13 protein-coding genes, 4 tRNA genes, 1 pseudogene and 1 riboswitch are annotated in these 16,292 nt (G+C 37.2%); of the genes and pseudogenes, 9 read left to right on the plus strand and 9 right to left on the minus strand.

Going from position 1 to position 16,292, the window contains the following annotated elements:
• Positions 1–21 precede the first annotated feature (21 nt).
• From LF886_RS23025 to LF886_RS23065, 9 genes and pseudogenes are all read left to right on the plus strand, one after another.
• Positions 22–1,307 (plus strand): annotated as a pseudogene (locus tag LF886_RS23025) (N-acetylmuramoyl-L-alanine amidase family protein).
• Positions 1,308–1,366: 59 nt separating this feature from the next.
• Positions 1,367–1,438 (plus strand) — tRNA-Glu (locus LF886_RS23030).
• Positions 1,439–1,765: 327 nt separating this feature from the next.
• Positions 1,766–2,086, plus strand: a complete 321-nt coding sequence (locus tag LF886_RS23035) for a hypothetical protein (RefSeq protein ID WP_109737771.1) — start codon at positions 1,766–1,768, stop codon at positions 2,084–2,086.
• A 66-nt stretch (positions 2,087–2,152) separates the two neighbouring features.
• Positions 2,153–2,407, plus strand: coding sequence for a 30S ribosomal protein S20 (rpsT, locus tag LF886_RS23040; protein WP_236851961.1), 255 nt, complete (start codon positions 2,153–2,155; stop codon positions 2,405–2,407).
• A 10-nt stretch (positions 2,408–2,417) separates the two neighbouring features.
• Positions 2,418–2,489, plus strand: a tRNA-Glu gene (locus LF886_RS23045).
• A gap of 85 nt (positions 2,490–2,574) precedes the next feature.
• Positions 2,575–2,646: transfer RNA gene (locus LF886_RS23050), tRNA-Glu, on the plus strand.
• Between the two features lie 67 nt (positions 2,647–2,713).
• Positions 2,714–2,785: transfer RNA gene (locus LF886_RS23055), tRNA-Glu, on the plus strand.
• Between the two features lie 308 nt (positions 2,786–3,093).
• The gene (locus LF886_RS23060) at positions 3,094–3,867 is read left to right on the plus strand and encodes a T9SS type A sorting domain-containing protein (RefSeq protein WP_236851962.1); all 774 of its coding nucleotides are present in this window, start codon (positions 3,094–3,096) and stop codon (positions 3,865–3,867) included.
• Between the two features lie 222 nt (positions 3,868–4,089).
• Positions 4,090–4,878: a T9SS type A sorting domain-containing protein gene (locus LF886_RS23065; RefSeq protein ID WP_236851963.1), complete on the plus strand. Its 789-nt coding sequence runs from the start codon at positions 4,090–4,092 to the stop codon at positions 4,876–4,878.
• Positions 4,879–5,066: 188 nt separating this feature from the next.
• Here the strand turns inward: LF886_RS23065 and LF886_RS23070 are convergent, their stop codons facing one another.
• The 9 genes from LF886_RS23070 to LF886_RS23110 all read right to left on the minus strand — a co-directional run bounded on the left by LF886_RS23070 (position 5,067) and on the right by LF886_RS23110 (position 16,197).
• Positions 5,067–7,325 carry a DUF5074 domain-containing protein gene (locus LF886_RS23070; protein WP_236851964.1) on the minus strand — a complete coding sequence of 753 codons (2,259 nt, stop codon included), beginning with the start codon at positions 7,323–7,325 and terminating at the stop codon, positions 5,067–5,069.
• A 36-nt stretch (positions 7,326–7,361) separates the two neighbouring features.
• The gene (locus tag LF886_RS23075; RefSeq protein ID WP_236851965.1) at positions 7,362–8,555 is read right to left on the minus strand and encodes a cell surface protein; all 1,194 of its coding nucleotides are present in this window, start codon (positions 8,553–8,555) and stop codon (positions 7,362–7,364) included.
• A gap of 14 nt (positions 8,556–8,569) precedes the next feature.
• The gene (locus tag LF886_RS23080; RefSeq protein WP_236851966.1) at positions 8,570–9,703 is read right to left on the minus strand and encodes a YncE family protein; all 1,134 of its coding nucleotides are present in this window, start codon (positions 9,701–9,703) and stop codon (positions 8,570–8,572) included.
• Positions 9,700–11,733: a TonB-dependent receptor plug domain-containing protein gene (locus LF886_RS23085; protein WP_236851967.1), complete on the minus strand. Its 2,034-nt coding sequence runs from the start codon at positions 11,731–11,733 to the stop codon at positions 9,700–9,702. The genes LF886_RS23080 and LF886_RS23085 overlap by 4 nt, the downstream gene beginning before the upstream one ends.
• Positions 11,734–11,841: 108 nt before the next feature.
• Positions 11,842–12,028, minus strand: a riboswitch (cobalamin riboswitch).
• A gap of 92 nt (positions 12,029–12,120) precedes the next feature.
• Entirely contained in the window at positions 12,121–13,068 is a 948-nt protein-coding gene (locus LF886_RS23090) for a transporter (protein WP_236851968.1), read from the minus strand.
• Positions 13,069–13,080: 12 nt separating this feature from the next.
• Positions 13,081–14,130: a cytochrome-c peroxidase gene (locus LF886_RS23095; protein WP_236851969.1), complete on the minus strand. Its 1,050-nt coding sequence runs from the start codon at positions 14,128–14,130 to the stop codon at positions 13,081–13,083.
• Positions 14,123–14,953, minus strand: a complete 831-nt coding sequence (locus tag LF886_RS23100) for an MbnP family protein (protein WP_236851970.1) — start codon at positions 14,951–14,953, stop codon at positions 14,123–14,125. Before LF886_RS23100 ends, LF886_RS23095 begins: the two co-directional genes overlap by 8 nt.
• Before the next feature lie 196 nt (positions 14,954–15,149).
• Positions 15,150–15,518: a hypothetical protein gene (locus tag LF886_RS23105; RefSeq protein WP_228409902.1), complete on the minus strand. Its 369-nt coding sequence runs from the start codon at positions 15,516–15,518 to the stop codon at positions 15,150–15,152.
• Between the two features lie 4 nt (positions 15,519–15,522).
• Positions 15,523–16,197 carry a superoxide dismutase gene (locus LF886_RS23110; protein WP_317207642.1) on the minus strand — a complete coding sequence of 225 codons (675 nt, stop codon included), beginning with the start codon at positions 16,195–16,197 and terminating at the stop codon, positions 15,523–15,525.
• Between the last annotated feature and the right edge of the window lie 95 nt (positions 16,198–16,292).

A 16,292-nucleotide genomic window follows, 5' to 3' on the forward strand; every position in this document is an offset into this window, starting at 1 on the left:
TATAATTTTTATAACTGTAAGATGCACAAACAAAATTTTAAAATAATTTTATCATTTCTCCTTCTCCTTACCAGCAACTTTATTTTCTCTCAGAAGAAGTTTACTATCGTTCTGGATGCGGGACACGGAGGAAGTGATCATGGGGCTAACAGGTCCTATTCCGACATCGGAAGAGTCGCAGAAAAAGATATTACACTTGCTATTACATTAAAAGTAGGAGCCATGTTAGAAAAAACAGGGACTTCAAAGTAATATACACCCGTAAAATCGACGAGTACCCTTCTCTATCCGACAGAACCAATCTGGCTAACAGAAGTAAAGCGGATCTTTTTATATCCATTCACTGTAATTCTTCTCAAAGACCTACAGCCTATGGTACAGAAACCTACGTACAGGGGCCTAACCAGAATAATGAGAACCTTGAGGTTGCCAAAAGAGAAAATGACGTGATCTTCCTGGATGAAAAAGATAAGCAGACATTCGGATCTTACAATGCTGATTCTCCGGAGTCACTAATTGCCTTAAAACTTCAGCAGAGTAAATATCTGGAATCAAGTCTTCTTTTGGGTGGATTAGTAGAAGATAATTTTGTGAACAAAGACAAAAGATCTTCAAGAGGGGTTTTCCAGAAGAACCTTCACGTTCTCCGTATGAATGCCATGCCATCTGTACTTATCGAAACAGGTTTCATCAACCATCCTGAAGAAAGTCATTATATCGCTTCGGACAAAGGGCAGACTGAGATTGCAGAAAGTATCTATAATGCGATTATAGATTATAAGAAAGCAATTGATAGAAAATCAGGAGGCTCTCTTACCGTTAAAAAGCCTGAGCCTGAAAAACCAGCTGAATCACCTTTGAAAAATGATTTCAGAATTCTATTGATGAGCTCTCCTACAAAATACAATGAAAATGATCCTGCCCTGAAAGGCCTGAATTATATTCTTACCCTTAAAGAAAATGGTCAATACAAGTATTACTATGCTGTCACCAATATGGCTTCTGTAAAAGACATCAATCTTAAAACAGCTAAAGATGCTGGTTTCAGAAACTCTTTTGCAGTAGGATTCATGCCAAACCAAAGGATCAGCATGGGATATTATACGATAGAAGTCTATGCCGGTGATAAATTGAATGGTAATTCTTATATCCTTCAGAACTTAAAAGATGTAGAAAGGGAGAAAGATAATGGAGTCTTTTATTACACCTATGGAAAAGTATACACCCTTGAAGATGCTGCAAAGCTTCAAAAAGATCTTGAGGCTAAAGGCATAAAAAACACCGTGATACAAAAAGTTTATAAATAATTTTAAAAAGAAATTTTGAGGTTAAAAAGTTAATTGTTATTTTTGCAACCTCAAAATTTGGCCTATTCGTCTAGTGGTCAGGACTCAAGATTTTCATTCTTGCAACAGGGGTTCGATTCCCCTATAGGCTACAAATTACAAACCTTTAACTGGATCAGTTAAAGGTTTTTTTATTGCCTATTTTCTGCTATTCTTCCCTTTCAAAATCATTTTAGATAGGATTGTTTTTGGACAATCTGAGAAAACAATTAAATGTATGCAATTATAGCATACTGAGAATCTGAGAATTACTATTATGCATAATGAAAATGCCGTTCCATTTACTTTATATATTACAAAAGTGTTATATTTGCAAAAATTCCAGCCATAATTGGTCACACAAATATGGTCACACTGATGAAAAAAAATATTGATAAATCATTGTCTGTAGTTTTCTACAGGCTACCAAATTTTATATCATGCCGGATTTAAAAATACAAGAAGCTAAATTGCTTTTTAAGAAAATCCACTCTAACCCAAAAAGTTATGATTTACAAATCAATGAAGGCGGGATTACAGGCAAAGATGATAAAATCAGTTTCAGACTTTACAGGACTGGAGAAAGGATTGCTTTTGAAGTAACAATTGACGGACTTACTTTCACCAACACCACTGGAGAATGGAATAATGCACTGATCATGCTGGGAAATACGATCAAAAAAATAGAGAAAGAACAAGAAAATTTAAAAATAGAACAAGCAATAAATAAGCTTAGAAAATACCTATCAGAAGAAAATTAAAAATTTTCAAAATAAATTTGGTAGTTTAAAAAAAAGTTTATAGTTTTGCACTCACATTTAAACGATATGGCAAATCATAAATCAGCGTTAAAAAGAATTAGACAAAACGAAACGAAAAGACTTCGTAACAGATACTATCACAAGACTGCTAGAACTGCATTGAAAGCATTAAGAAGTGAAGAAAATAAAGCTGTTGCTACAGAGCAACTGCCAAAAGTTATCGCTTTATTGGATAAATTAGCTAAAAGAAACATTATCCATAAGAACAAAGCGGCTAACTTGAAAAGCAAATTAACAAAGCACGTTAATAAATTAGCGTAAAAGCATAGCTGGCCCGTTCGTCTATCGGTTAGGACCTCAGATTTTCATTCTGGTAAGAGGGGTTCGACTCCCCTACGGGCTACTTCAATTTAAAAAACCACTGTATAACATCAGTGGTTTTTTAAACACAAAGTAGAAAAGCTATTCTTTACAACAAAAATCTAACCGGCCCGTTCGTCTATCGGTTAGGACCTCAGATTTTCATTCTGGTAAGAGGGGTTCGACTCCCCTACGGGCTACAAGATTAAGAGTTGATACTTATAAAAACAAAAAACTAACACGTTATTTCGGTAACGGAAGATAGAGGGCCCGTTCGTCTATCGGTTAGGACCTCAGATTTTCATTCTGGTAAGAGGGGTTCGACTCCCCTACGGGCTACAAAAAAGACTTTTTCGAAAGTCTTTTTTTGTTTATATATAGTAACTAGTTCTATTCAAAAGAATCCACATCTTTAGCTCATCCTTATATTGATTTTCCAAGCTACACTAAAGTTCAGCTAGATCAAAGCAATACTATTCCCCTCATCTAAAACTTCCCATCAATCAAGTACCATGTTATTTTTACTCCTAATTGTGAAGTCATATTAATTTTCATTAAAAATATCACCGATAATAGAAATATTATTTCCTCCTTTTCACATTAATGCCTAAATTTGGATAAAACTATTCATTCTAAAAAAAAATAACATGAAATTTAATTTACTTTTGAGAAACCAATTCTCTTTTAAAGCTGGATTAACGGCTTTATTTTTATTTTCTGCCAGCACATTAACTTTTGCACAGAACAGAATTTATGCACACGCTCAAAGCTCCGGCGTATTTGGAGTAGCATGCCTTGGGTGCCGTGTAGACAATCCTCAAAATGCAATCGGAAGTAACGAAGATGATTATTCAACAATGGTATTGGGTACAGCATTATTAGGAGGAATCCAGCAAACCCTGGCTTTTCCTGACCTAAGATCAGACACCAGACTGGTTGTAGGAATCGGAACAGACAACATCCCTTTATCTGTACAATTATTAAGTGGAGTAACTCTTGAAACTATGAACGGAGGAACTTCCAATGATGACAGAAGAACTATTGATGTAAGTCTTCTTAAACTGGGAGCAACGCCTAACAGAGGTACGGTAGAATTCAAACCAACCAAACCTTATGATGGAATTAGAGTTGGTTTAACCGGAGGGGTATTAAGCCTTGGCGGCGGTTTCAGAATTTATTATGCTTACCAGGATCCATTGATCAATATTATGGCTCACAGCCAAAACGGACAGGTAACTCTTGGTGGAAATGTTCCTGTAGAAGGTTCTGAAATTACTTTGTTCAATACTTCAGGAAAAGAAGTATTCCGTTCTACACTAAAATCAAATACATTTGAATCCAGACAGCCCGAAGGTGTTTATATTATGAATGTACAAACAAAAGAAGGAAAAACGTATTCAAGAAAAATTTTGATCAAATAATTAAATAAGAGATAAACTCAATACGGCAGACTTTTCTAGTCTGCCGTATTTTTTTGCATTCGTTTTCAGAGGAATACAAAAAACAATCGTTAAATAAAAATAAAATCATAATCACAAATATCAACAAATTATTAACAAATCACATAAATATGAAATAAAATAATCAACATAATCATTTTATTTATAAATTTACAAAAAGCTAAAACCCAAAATTTTCCATATATGAAAACTTATTTATTACCTAGCCAACGCACTATGAAAGCTGCTGTTCTGGCATCATTCTTATTTTTAACAAGCACTATGTCTTTTGCACAGATTGTAAAAACGTATGCAAGCAGTCAAACCAATCAGGTATTGGGAGTATGCTTGGGCTGTGGTGTATTGAACCCTCAAAATGCAGTAGGAAGTAACGAAACCGACTACTCTACAATACAGGTTTCAGTGGGGCTCCTTGCAAGAACAGAACAGACCTTGATCTTCCCAACTTCCAATATCGCTAACAACACCAACAAACTTGTTATTGGAATTGGTTCAAACGGAACTCCTCTATCTGCTCAGGTATTGGGAGGTGTATCTATTGAAACATTTAATGGAAATGTTTCCAACAACGATTACCAGAGTCTTGGTTCTACTCTAATCAAACTTGGAGATACAGATCCAAGCAAAGCCGAAATTGAACTTACGATGAATATTCCTTTTGACCGTGTTAAAATAAACGTGAATTCAGGATTATTGAATATTGGCGGTGAGCTTAGAGTATACTATTCTTACCAGTACAAAGATCCATTCATCAATTTCATGGCTCACAGCCAAAACGGATTGTTTACTCTTGACAAAAATGTTTCTACAAAAGGCTCAGAGGTTTCTTTAACCAATACTTCAGGAAAAGAAGTATTCCGTTCTAAGCTGACATCAAACACGTTTGAAACTAAACAGCCACAAGGAGTATATATCATGACCCTGCAAACAAAAGAGGGAAAAACCTACTCTAAAAAAGTAATGATTAAATAAAAAACATACATTCACTTAAAATCCGGCAGGCTTTCAGCCTGCCGGATTTTTTTATATGTCCGATGTTTCACAATCTTATCAATATAAGGTTACTTTTTATCATTTGTATGTCTTCTTAGCTTAATAAAAACCCCAACCAAAAAAATGGTTGGGGTTTTTATTAACAAGATTAACGATCTAAAGTATTCTTAGTTTTTAATCAGTTTTTGCTGATATACAGCTTTATCTGTAATAGCTTTCAGAATATAAACACCTTTTGGAAGCGTGCTTACATTGATCTGCCCGTTGTTCAACTGTGCATTAACGGATCTACCAGAAGCATCATAAATAGAAACATTCTGAATTTTCTCCTGTGTTTTAATGGTAAGGACATCAGTAACCGGATTCGGATAAATACCAAATTCAAGTTTTTTCACCTCAGCCGTAGCCAATGTTGAAGCTGTACTGTTTACTGTAATTGTTTTCTCAACCAATTTACCATTCGAGTTGAAGCTGATGACAATATCAGATGTTCCCGAAGTAAGTGGCGTAAGAACTAATTCGTCATTATTATTAATAGCCACAGAAACTGCTGTAGGATTACTGTTCGATTTTATTGATTTTACAACAGATACTGTCATGTTATCCGCATCTGAAACTATTGATTTTAAATCAATCGCTGTGGTAGTCCCAGCTGTAACCTGTGAAGGTAAAGTATTACTTACAACAGGAACTGAGTTATTAGTAAATACCGCCAATGAAGGGAACCAATAATAATCATTCAAAATTTTGGTATTGATAAGAGCTCCTGTCATATCATAGGTATGAATCCAGTTTTTCTGATAGTGGGAACTATATCCGCTTTCTGTTGTATTTAGAACAAGTTCTCCTGTAATAGGGTTTACACGAAGAGCTGCACCGTAAGGAATCTGCTTAAATTGTCCTGTCTGCCCTGGAATTGCAGCAAAGTTTTCGTTAAATGTTTTCGTCGTTACATCAAATCTTACAATCTGTGTTCCTGAACTCCAGCTGCTCAATGAGTTGATCCAGTATAAAGCATTTTCTTTGTTACTTGCTGAAAATTTACCCGCATTCCATGCTCCCCAATCACCGATATATTTAGTAGTTGGAATATTGTAGATCTGTGTAGCAAAAGTGGTAGGATTAATATTGATCAGCTTTTGATCCTGAATTCCCCATACACTTCCGTCTTTAGCCTGAGCCACTGAATAGAAACCTCCAGCAATCGTACTCACTACTGTATCTGTATTAGGATCGATTACTAAAATCCCCGCACCTTGCTTCACTGCAAATACATATTGTGAAGTACGGATCATGTTTCCGATCTGACCGTTTCCACCTGTTCCGGCAATCAGAGTACCTACCTGTAAATTATCAATATTAAAAAGAACAATTCCGGTAGAAGTACCAATGTAGCCTTTGTGCTCATTCACTCCTAAAAATGATCTTCCGTCACCTCCACCGATGGTATTGAAACCAGCAATTTTCTGCATCGTCTGCGCATTGGCAATCACCAGTCTTCCTCCGGGAGTATATTGAGTATCTCCTCCGTCAGCAGCCTGCTTTGAAACAAAATAAAATTTATCTCCATAGATCGTTCCAAACTGCGTAGTTGCTCCGAAAGCCTGGTTATTGTTGGCATTACTGTACACACGGTAATTGATCTGGCCGTTATTGTCAATGAAATTCACAGAACCGTTGGTATGGCTAAACCATTCTTCATTTACCATAAAATATCCGTTGGTAAAGTTGGTAGAAGCTACATATGGCGAAACCGGCGTGATAGTGGAAGAAATAGGAGTTTCATTAAATCCTACGTTGAAATTCCAAACATCCCATGACCCATTTTCCAATATACGTGAAGAAGCTCCTACGCTAGCATATCCAAAATCGGCATCTGCTGGATTCTTCACCCAATAAGCCCAATATCCATTCACTGTCCAGCCAGATTGCCAGTGGTCATTGGCAGCATCCACAATGGTATAGCTGTCAAAATCATAGGCTGTGGTATTCACAAAACCATTTACCGGATACAACGGATAAGTGGTATTTCCACTTTTGATCAGTGCATTGGTATTCTGTCCGTTAAGGTCAAAACCTATTCCACCGACAGCTGACCCAAATTGAGTTCCCTGATACAGTAATGTGTATAGTCTGTGATCTGCTTTAGCAATAGCTTTCAGCATATCTTCTCCCGTAGCATTTCCGTCCCATTTGAATCCCCAAACCATCGCATCAGGATTCTTACCGTCATTCCACTGTACTACAAAAGCAGCCTGATTGGAGCCTGATCCTACCCAATACTGGATATCAGAAAAACTGATCGTAGTGGTATTAAGTTTGCTGATCCCGGAAATATCATTTCGGGGTACACCTTGAACTTTTATCTGTGCATTTGATACGCATGCAAACAGAAAAAGCATCATAAAAAGATAAAACTTTTTCATTCTTTATTAATTTAAATAGATTGTATTATTGAATCGTTATTTGAAATGTAAATCGTAAGCTCCAGCAACTTCTGTAGAAACTTCACCCAGCCAGCCGGCTTCCTGATTGACTCCTGTATATATTTTCATAAAATCAACACCCGGAAGCTTCACATATTTCCCACTTCTGTCTACCGCCCAGGAAATATCAATATTGGAAGCTTCATCATTATTCGGAGCATTATCTGCATATCCGAAATCATATGATTTTCCTACCCAATAAGATCCATTCCCGCTCTGATCATAAAAATTATTTGCCAATCTGGTTCCTGAAAAGCTGTAAGAAGGATCTGTAAACCATAGAGGATAATAACTTTGTACGTGAAAAGTATTTTTTGTTTTAAAACCCTGATTCCCCAGATTATCATTCCATTTGAGATATTCTACATCGGTCTGCCAGAATTCACTTCCGGGTACAGGAGTTTTATTTTCATCAGGTTTATAGTAGGTAATACTGTAATCTTTTACAGTTGTATTTTTGAAGTATTCACTGCCTGCAATTTCGTACCACTCGTCGTTATCAGGTTTTCCGTTTTTGTTTCTATCGTAGGCAACCATAATAATTCCCGGCTCACAGGATCCTGAGCGCTGATCACTGGCATCACTTCCAAAGAATGCATTTCCCAGAATTTTAAAATCCCGTCCATTCAGGTTCGGAATCGTGTGATCAAATCCGAAAACAACATATCCGCCATATCCGCCAAGTGTGATCATGGTAGAATTACCCCCTACCAATGATTCGTTTGCTTTCTGAAGCATATTTGCGGTTGTATATCCTGGTAAATATTCCGGGATTTCGTTCATGAACTGTCCTACAGCAGGACGGAATTCCAATACTTTGGCGATATATTTACTGTAAGGTGTTTTTTCTTTGGTAACGATGATTTTGGAATGATAAACCTGCTCGTTTCCTTTATTGTTAATTTTTAAAGTCAAAGGATAAGCATCTGCCTTCGGACTAATAAATTCAAGTTCTGAGTTTTGAGAAATAATGGAATCATTAATACTCCATGTGACAGCTCCTGAAGCATTGGTAGGAATGCTCAACACTCTAAAACGTTCAATAGAATAGGAATCATCAAGGCCATTAAATGTAAACTCATCTTCATCATCATGTTTACAGGCTATAACTCCTACCAGGAAGCATGATAAAACTCCGATTTTTAAATAAGTAAAGGTATTTCTGTTCATTTCTTAAAGTTTGGTTATTTGTATAAAAAAGCGAAGTGGGCAGGAATATTTCCACCTTCCGTTTTCCATTTAAAGCGTCCGTTTTTATCAAAGCAATACACAAATCCCATGGAAACGTAGTTCCTGGCATCTGTCATGTAGATATCTTCTGTGATAGGGTTTACTGCAATTCCGTAAGGTGTTTTAATGGCAGTTTCGTATTCTTTATCAAAAATCCTGTTGGCAATAATCTCTTCGGTTTTTACATCGATGATCCCAAAGGTTTTTTTATAGCTATGAGTATTGTAATTGAATTCATTTCCGTAGAAATAGAGCTTATCATTAACGATCGTCATTTCACTCACTGAGAGATGAAAATCTTTTTTGACAGATCCGGTGGCTGCATCTATTAAATAAAGACTGGAAGGAACGTTATAATAATCTCCTCTTGAGGTTACATACAGATCCCCATAATTGTCTTTTTTAATGTGGTGAAGATTGATGGCCACATTTATTTTTTTGAGTTCAGTAAAAGTGTTCAGGTCTATTACAGAAACGGTATTGTCATAATCGGGAGCTTTGTATCCTCCGGAATTGGCAACAAATAATTTATTTCCTACAATCTCCATTTCTTCCGGCTGATAGCCTACTACGACTTCCCTCTGGATGGAAAGAGAAGTGGTGTCAATTTCCACTACTTTTCCTTTAGGTGCCTTTGGATTAATAGCTACCGGTCCAGCATAGCTGCTGGCATAAGCTTTCCCGTCTTTAAAGGCAAGATATCTGCAGTTTTGCAGAGGAATAGAAGTAATACGTTTAGCTGTTTTGGCATCCAGTACTTCAATTTTGTTGGAAACATTGACAACAATGTAGAGTTTGCTTCCGTAGACTTTGATATCATTTCCTACATCTCCCAGCTCTTTTACGACATTCGGGTTTATTTCCGCATAGATATTCCGGTAATAGGTTCCTTTTGTGTAATCAAAAAAATCCAGAGTACATTTATTGCTTCCCATATTTCCTTCATTCAGCATGTAAAAGCCCTTTATTGCTGTATTTTCTGAGGGAAGTCCTTCTACCACTTCCTGACGGACGATAATATCATCTGTACGGCATGAAGTAAGAAAAGCTAATACAAGAAATAAAAAATAAAAGTTTAGTTTTCTCATAGGGTGAAGTTTAGAATAAGTTTAAAGTTTCTTCCGGGCATCGGATAATTGATGACAACATCATAATATTGGTTGAAAATATTATTCATTTCAAGGCTTACTTTAAATTGATGATTAGCCCAGTTGAATTTTTTCTGAACAGACAGATCATGAGTATACCAGGGTTGTACATAATTGTATTGAATATTATCCTGGTTCACATCATATCTTTCTCCCACATACATCGCACTGTAATTGAAACTCCAGTCTTTATAATCTGCCATCAGACTGAAAGATCCGCTATGCCAAGGGGTGTAAGCAATCTGATTGCGATAGAAAGTATCTTCCGGATCACTCATATCTCTTGCACTTTGGTAAGTATAGGAAAGCAATGGTCTTAGCTTTACTTGCCCCAGCTGCATTTCAGTCTGAAGATTCACATCTGCTCCTATGATTTCAACCATCCCGAGATTCATCATCAGCCAGCGAAACATGCTTCCGTTAGGTGCAGCTACGATTTTATCCTGTACTTTGTTATAGTAACCATCTACTTTAGCATAAAAGGTTTTAAAGAAACGATTGTTATAATTCTTCTGATAGGTAAATCCTACATCATATTGATTGGTAAATTCTGGCTTCAGATACGTATTTCCGATATTGGTATAATACAGATCATTGAAGGTTGGAAGTCGGAAAATTCTTTTATAGAAAGCCCTTAGAGTAAGCTCTGGAATAATTTCCGGCTGATAACTCATAAATACGGCAGGAGTCCACTCTCTTGCATCTCCCGGTCTTTTGTTTTTTCTTACTTCTTCAAAAGTAAAGGTTCCTAAAAGGCTTCCCAGAATTTTAAACCTGTTCCATTGATACGTTGTTGCTAACGCTACCAATGTGGTGTAACGTGTAGGATAAGAAAAGTTATCCAGATTGGCATCCAGATTATTATACTGAAAATCCCCGCTCAGGCTGACATCCCAATTGGGTGTGATAGAATAAATATTGGATGATGAAAGATAAAGCTCTCGTTGAATATAGGTGTTATCAGTATGAATAATAGACTGCGAACGAACCGTATCCATGAAATGGGTATAATCGTAAGCAAATTTTGCTTTCAGCTGGGTTTCAAATTTGGGAAACAGCTTTTTTCGAAGATTGGCCTGTACGAAATAATTTTCATCGGAAAGTCTTGCACCTCTCCCTCCAAAACGACCATTAACAATAGGCGCCGGCATTCCTCGGTCTGAAATATAACCATAGCCTCTGATATTCCAGCTTCCGTTATTTAAAGTTCCGTTGAGAGAAGTTTCAAAACGCTTTGCTTTAATATCCGAATCCTGTCTCTTAGCAATGGTATCATAAGCCTGCTGCCCATCAGGATATTTCTTTGCATACCGAAATCTGTAAATTCCGTCACTCTGCATAAATTCTCCACTGAAGCTGGCAGAAACCCTGTCTGAAATCTTCTGTTCCAATCGGAATGACGGATTGAAAAGATCAATAGAAGCACTTTTTGCTCTGATCACAAGATTGGTTTTTCTTGTTCCTTTAAATACCGGTGTTTTCGGCTGTAAATAGATAGATCCCGAAGATCCGAAATCCTTCGCTGGCTGAAAAATTTCACTTTTCTGCCCGTTATACAATGATATTTCTTCCAGATCGTCCAAAGAATATCTTCCCAGATCTACCAGGCCGTTTTGGGCATTTCCCAGTTGAATTCCATCATAGAAAACACCAACGTGCTGGCTTCCCATACTTCGGATATTAATGGTTTTCAAACCACCCAACCCTCCATAGTCTTTGATCTGAACACCGGAGAAATACCGCAGAGCATCTGCAACAGAGTGGCTGTTCAGTCTTTCCAGCTGCTCGCCCTGTAAGGTTTGTGCCGGAAGGATTTCTTTAAAATTCTTTTTGTAAAGATTGATTCCTTTAATTGTCTCTTCCTCCAGACTATCTTTTTTCTTGGTTTGAGAAAACAAAAGTTGAGATGTTATCACCAGTATCGTGAAAACAGCTTTATGAATTGTAGAAGTAGTTAGTTTTGCTGCCATTAGCTCATTTAAGATAATGATGACGCTAATGGATATAAGAAAACAACGACAAAGCACAGCTATCACTGCACAGAATCATTGATGTCCTAAGCTTTATTCCACGAAAGCGTCAAACGATTATTTTCTGGCAGGTCTTCTGACTTACTCCATTTTTGAAATCCTTCCCATTAAAAAAACAGTGGATATATTCTTCAAAAATCTTGGTGTGGAGCTTACAGCAGCGGGTCTGTCCCGGATTTTCACCGGATTCCCTTTTAAGAGCTTTTTAGGGCTCACCAAATTTCGGCAAAGATAAAGAATTATTCCTAACCCCCAATTAAAATCATGATTCATAAACAATTAAAGCTCCCCAAGGAGCTTTAACATCATTTTATTAAGGGTTTCACTTTAAATTCCAATATTCAGGAAAATACTGAATCTTGATTTTGCTTCAATATCTCCGCCTGCCAGCCGGGTATACATAGGAAGCATTATCTCACTTCCCAAACTCAGCTTTTTATAAGAAACTTCAAATCCTAGTTTCCCATACAAAGCACTTCCTGCAGTATTGGGTAAAGCTTCATCGAATTGTTTATTCTGGGCATACACTTCTCCCTGAACGCCCGTCTTTACAGAAAATATAGATTTTTCATTTCCCGCAACCTGGTAAAAACCTGTCGCAGCATAGTTCCACTGGTTTCCAAAACGGTAATTTTTCTTATTTTCCGTCTTGATCGTGTAGTCTGTATTGACCATTACCGCCACTTTATCTTTCTGAAACTTATAATTCAAAGCTGCCTGATAATCCCAGCTTCCGGTTCCCAGCTGAAAACTCGGATTGACACCAGATACTCCTTTTTCATCAAATTTCCCCAAAGGAATTTTCACTCCTAAGCCTCCGCTCAGATGATGGAAATTATCTTTAGAGCTCATCAGCTGATAAATTCCCATCAGGTTCAGATCCCCTATTCCATTGATTTTGATATCTCCCTGTAAGGTTTTCTTTTCATGGAAATGGAAGGGAAGACTTGCATATACGCTCAGTTTTTTAGTCAATGGAATTTTCCCCCAAAGCTGCAGGGTATTGAAATACTGATCCTGTGTAAGATCTTTTACAAATAAATTTTCTTTGGCTTTGTAATGCTGGGCAAAGTATTTGATTCCGATAAACTGTGGATTCAATAAAGACTCAAAACCTGAAGATCCGTTTCCTGCTGCACAGCCGCAAGCATCACAATCATCATCAAAATCGAATCTGCTAAAGGTACCCGGAGCACTATAAGCGCTGTCTCTAATGGTCTTCGCCTGATTCTGGCTAAACAGTATCAAACTTAGTATCAATATAATCTTCTTCATGTTTTCTATAAATTATTCTGCAAATTTTGGATTGGATATAAAACTTTTGTCGGACAGTGTTTTCAGGAATGCAATGATCGACTGTTTTTCCTGACTGTTCATGGCAATTCCTATATGACCGTTCTGTTTCAGCTGTGGATCCAGATTGGCATTATCTTCTACCTGATTCGAATAGAAATTAAGGACCGCATCTAAGGTGTAAAATCTTCCGTCATGCATGTAAGGTGCTGTATATTCTACATTTCTCAAACTCGGAACACGGAATTTCATCCAATCTACCTGATTAAGGGTTACTCTGTAACGTCCTGCATCCTTGAATTCCGTGTTATAATACATTCCTGTATTCCGGAAACTCTCATCAGTAAACAGTTCTCCGCTATGACAAGAAGCGCACTTCTGCCCGAACAAAGCCATTCCCTGAGATTCTGCTGAAGTCAATTGTTCTTTTCCCTGCTTGAATCTGTCGTATTTTGAATCCGCAGAGATCAGCGAGGCCATAAACTGCGACAATGCTTTTAGAATTCGTTCTCCTGTAATGGTTTCATCTCCATAAGCTTCTCTGAAAAGTTTTTTATACTTCTGGTCATCTTTTATCTTTGAAATAGCGTCCGGTATAGAGCTGTCCATTTCATTGACATCTGTAATCGGGCTAATGGGCTGTTCATTCAGATTATGAATCACACCATCCCACATATACCTTTTCAAAAAAGCCATATTCTGAATAGGTGGTGCATTCCTTATTCCTATTCTGTCATCCACACCATGACTTACAGTATGCCCGTGATGGGTAAACGCATTTTCCTGAATATGACAGAAACCGCATGAAATGGTATTGTTTCTGGAAAGTCTTCCTTCATAGAATAGTTTCCGTCCCAGTTCTACTCCATTTTTTGTTATGGGATTGATGGATTTATCAAAGGTCATTTCCGGGAAATAAGAAGGAAACTGCAAGTTATATGCTTCATCTTTTTCCAACGGCTGAATCACCTCGTCAGAACAGGAAATACAACTCAACAGAAATACAAGCAGAACCAGTATCGTTTTAACAAAAAAATTAATCATTGTGAACGTGGTCTACTTTAAACATTTTTGTAAGATTATTGGTAACATCTGCCAGGTGTTGGTTTGAGCCCATCAACATATCATTGGCCGTTGTAAGAGTAAGTGCTTTTTCTCCGCTCAGAAACTGGTTAAGATCTGCCAGAATATGCACAGAAGGACGGATTGTTCCTGTTACTCTTGCTGTTGTCGGAAGATTCAATGTGATTTCACGGTACAGATCAGGCTGCTCATTAGCTGTAACATTCCCCATATTTCCTGTATGATTCATAAATTCCTTTGAAGGAGCATCGTTCCCATATTTCCCTTCCAGTTTCACAAAAATATAACCGGCAGCCCATGACCACGTCATTCCTTTCTGCTTGGCTTTTGTCCAGAATTCAGCTTGCCCATCTTGTCCCAGCAAGTACGCTTTCTGACTGATTCCCAATCCGAATCTTATTTTTTTGTAGTTGTTTTTCGGAATGCCATTCAAATTCAAATATATCACTCCGGCTACAGCATCTGCCTGATCGACGATAAAAGCGCCTTTATCAGGATTGTTTTCATTGTATTTAAATTCGTTTCCATTCTCGTCTATCAGTGCGATATTACTGATTACGTATTTCAAAGCAGAAAAATTATGTTTCTGTCCATTAGAAGAAGTCTGAGTCGTTTGGTTCAAGACGATATCTCCTACATTATTAAATCCGTTTTCGAATTTGATCTGAAGATTTCCGGGAGTGGTATCCTGTGGATTTTCGTCATCCCTGCTGCTTTCGCAGGCTACAAAAGAGAATAAAGTAAAGGCAATAAAGAATAGTGATAAAAATTTATAAATTTTCATTGTTGATTTTTTAAGTTGAATTATAATGTTGAAATGCGGACATTTTTTTACCACAAAAGGCACAAAAGTTCTTACACTTAAGTTATTTTAAGTGATAAGCTTTATGCATACTAAGAACACTTAAGCTTTTTAAAATCTTTGATTTTTAATTGATGTAAGCTTTGTGACTTTTGTGGTTGAATAGTGATAGTTTAACTTAAAAAACCGGTGGTTTGAAAATGTGGGTAAGAAACAGAAAAGAGTAAGCTGCTTCGTAAGTAAAGTTGAAATTGAAAAACGGGCGTTTTTCAGTAGTAATGATCTCTGTGGTTTCAGGCAGGATATAAGTATCAAGGATTTTCTGTCCTGAGTTTTTTATTTTCTGAAAGGGTGAAGATTCTGAATCATTGGTTTTCGCCAATTCTTTACTCAGGTAACATTTTCCGTTACAGTGAACCTCCGGCCTGCTTTTATTAATACAGAGAACTTTGACGATATAATCATAATTTACAGCATACTCTACCAATGGCACCAAAGGTCTTAGCACCATATAAAAAGTAAAAAGTATGCTGTAAAATAATTTCATCAGATTATTTCTTGCTTATCGCTTCATCATATCTTCTGCTGATCTCTTTCCAGTTGGTAACATTCCAGATAGCGGTAAGATAATCTGCTCTTTTATTCTGATATTTTAAATAATAAGCGTGTTCCCATACATCAATTCCGAAGATAGGAGTTCCCTTCTCTTCCACTACATCCATCAAAGGATTGTCCTGATTGGGTGTTGAAGAAACGAATAGTTTTCCGTTTTTATCCACAGAAAGCCATGCCCATCCTGACCCGAAACGGTCTGCTCCGGCTTTAGCCATTTTTTCTTTAAAAGCATCCATACTTCCGAAAGTTTCAGTGATGGCTTTTGCTAATTTTGCTGAAGGCTGTGTATTTTTCTGAGGCGTAAGAACAGTCCAGAACAGTTCATGGTTGTAATGTCCTCCTGCATTGTTTCTCACTGCAGCAGGCAGCTTTGAAGCATTGGAAAGAATCTGAAACAAAGTTTCTTTTTCCTGTGGAGTTCCCGTAATGGCTTTATTCAGGTTAGCTACATACGCTGCGGCATGTTTTGAATAATGAATTTCCATCGTTTGTGCATCAATATTTCCTTCCAAAGCATTATAAGCATATGGCAGAGGTGTCTGCTTAAACTGAGCCAGTGTAAACTGGGCCGCGAAAACTGCAGTTACAGCAGCTATTTTCAAAATCTTCATAACGTTTTTGTTTATGGTTTAACAATGTTTTCTCATTAAGCGGGAAGATGGGAGATCGAGGATGGAAGTCATTCGTGTTATAACATCACTTCTTC

The sequence above is a fragment of the Chryseobacterium sp. MEBOG07 genome, from assembly GCF_021869745.1.
Classification (GTDB): Bacteria; Bacteroidota; Bacteroidia; order Flavobacteriales; family Weeksellaceae; genus Chryseobacterium; species Chryseobacterium viscerum.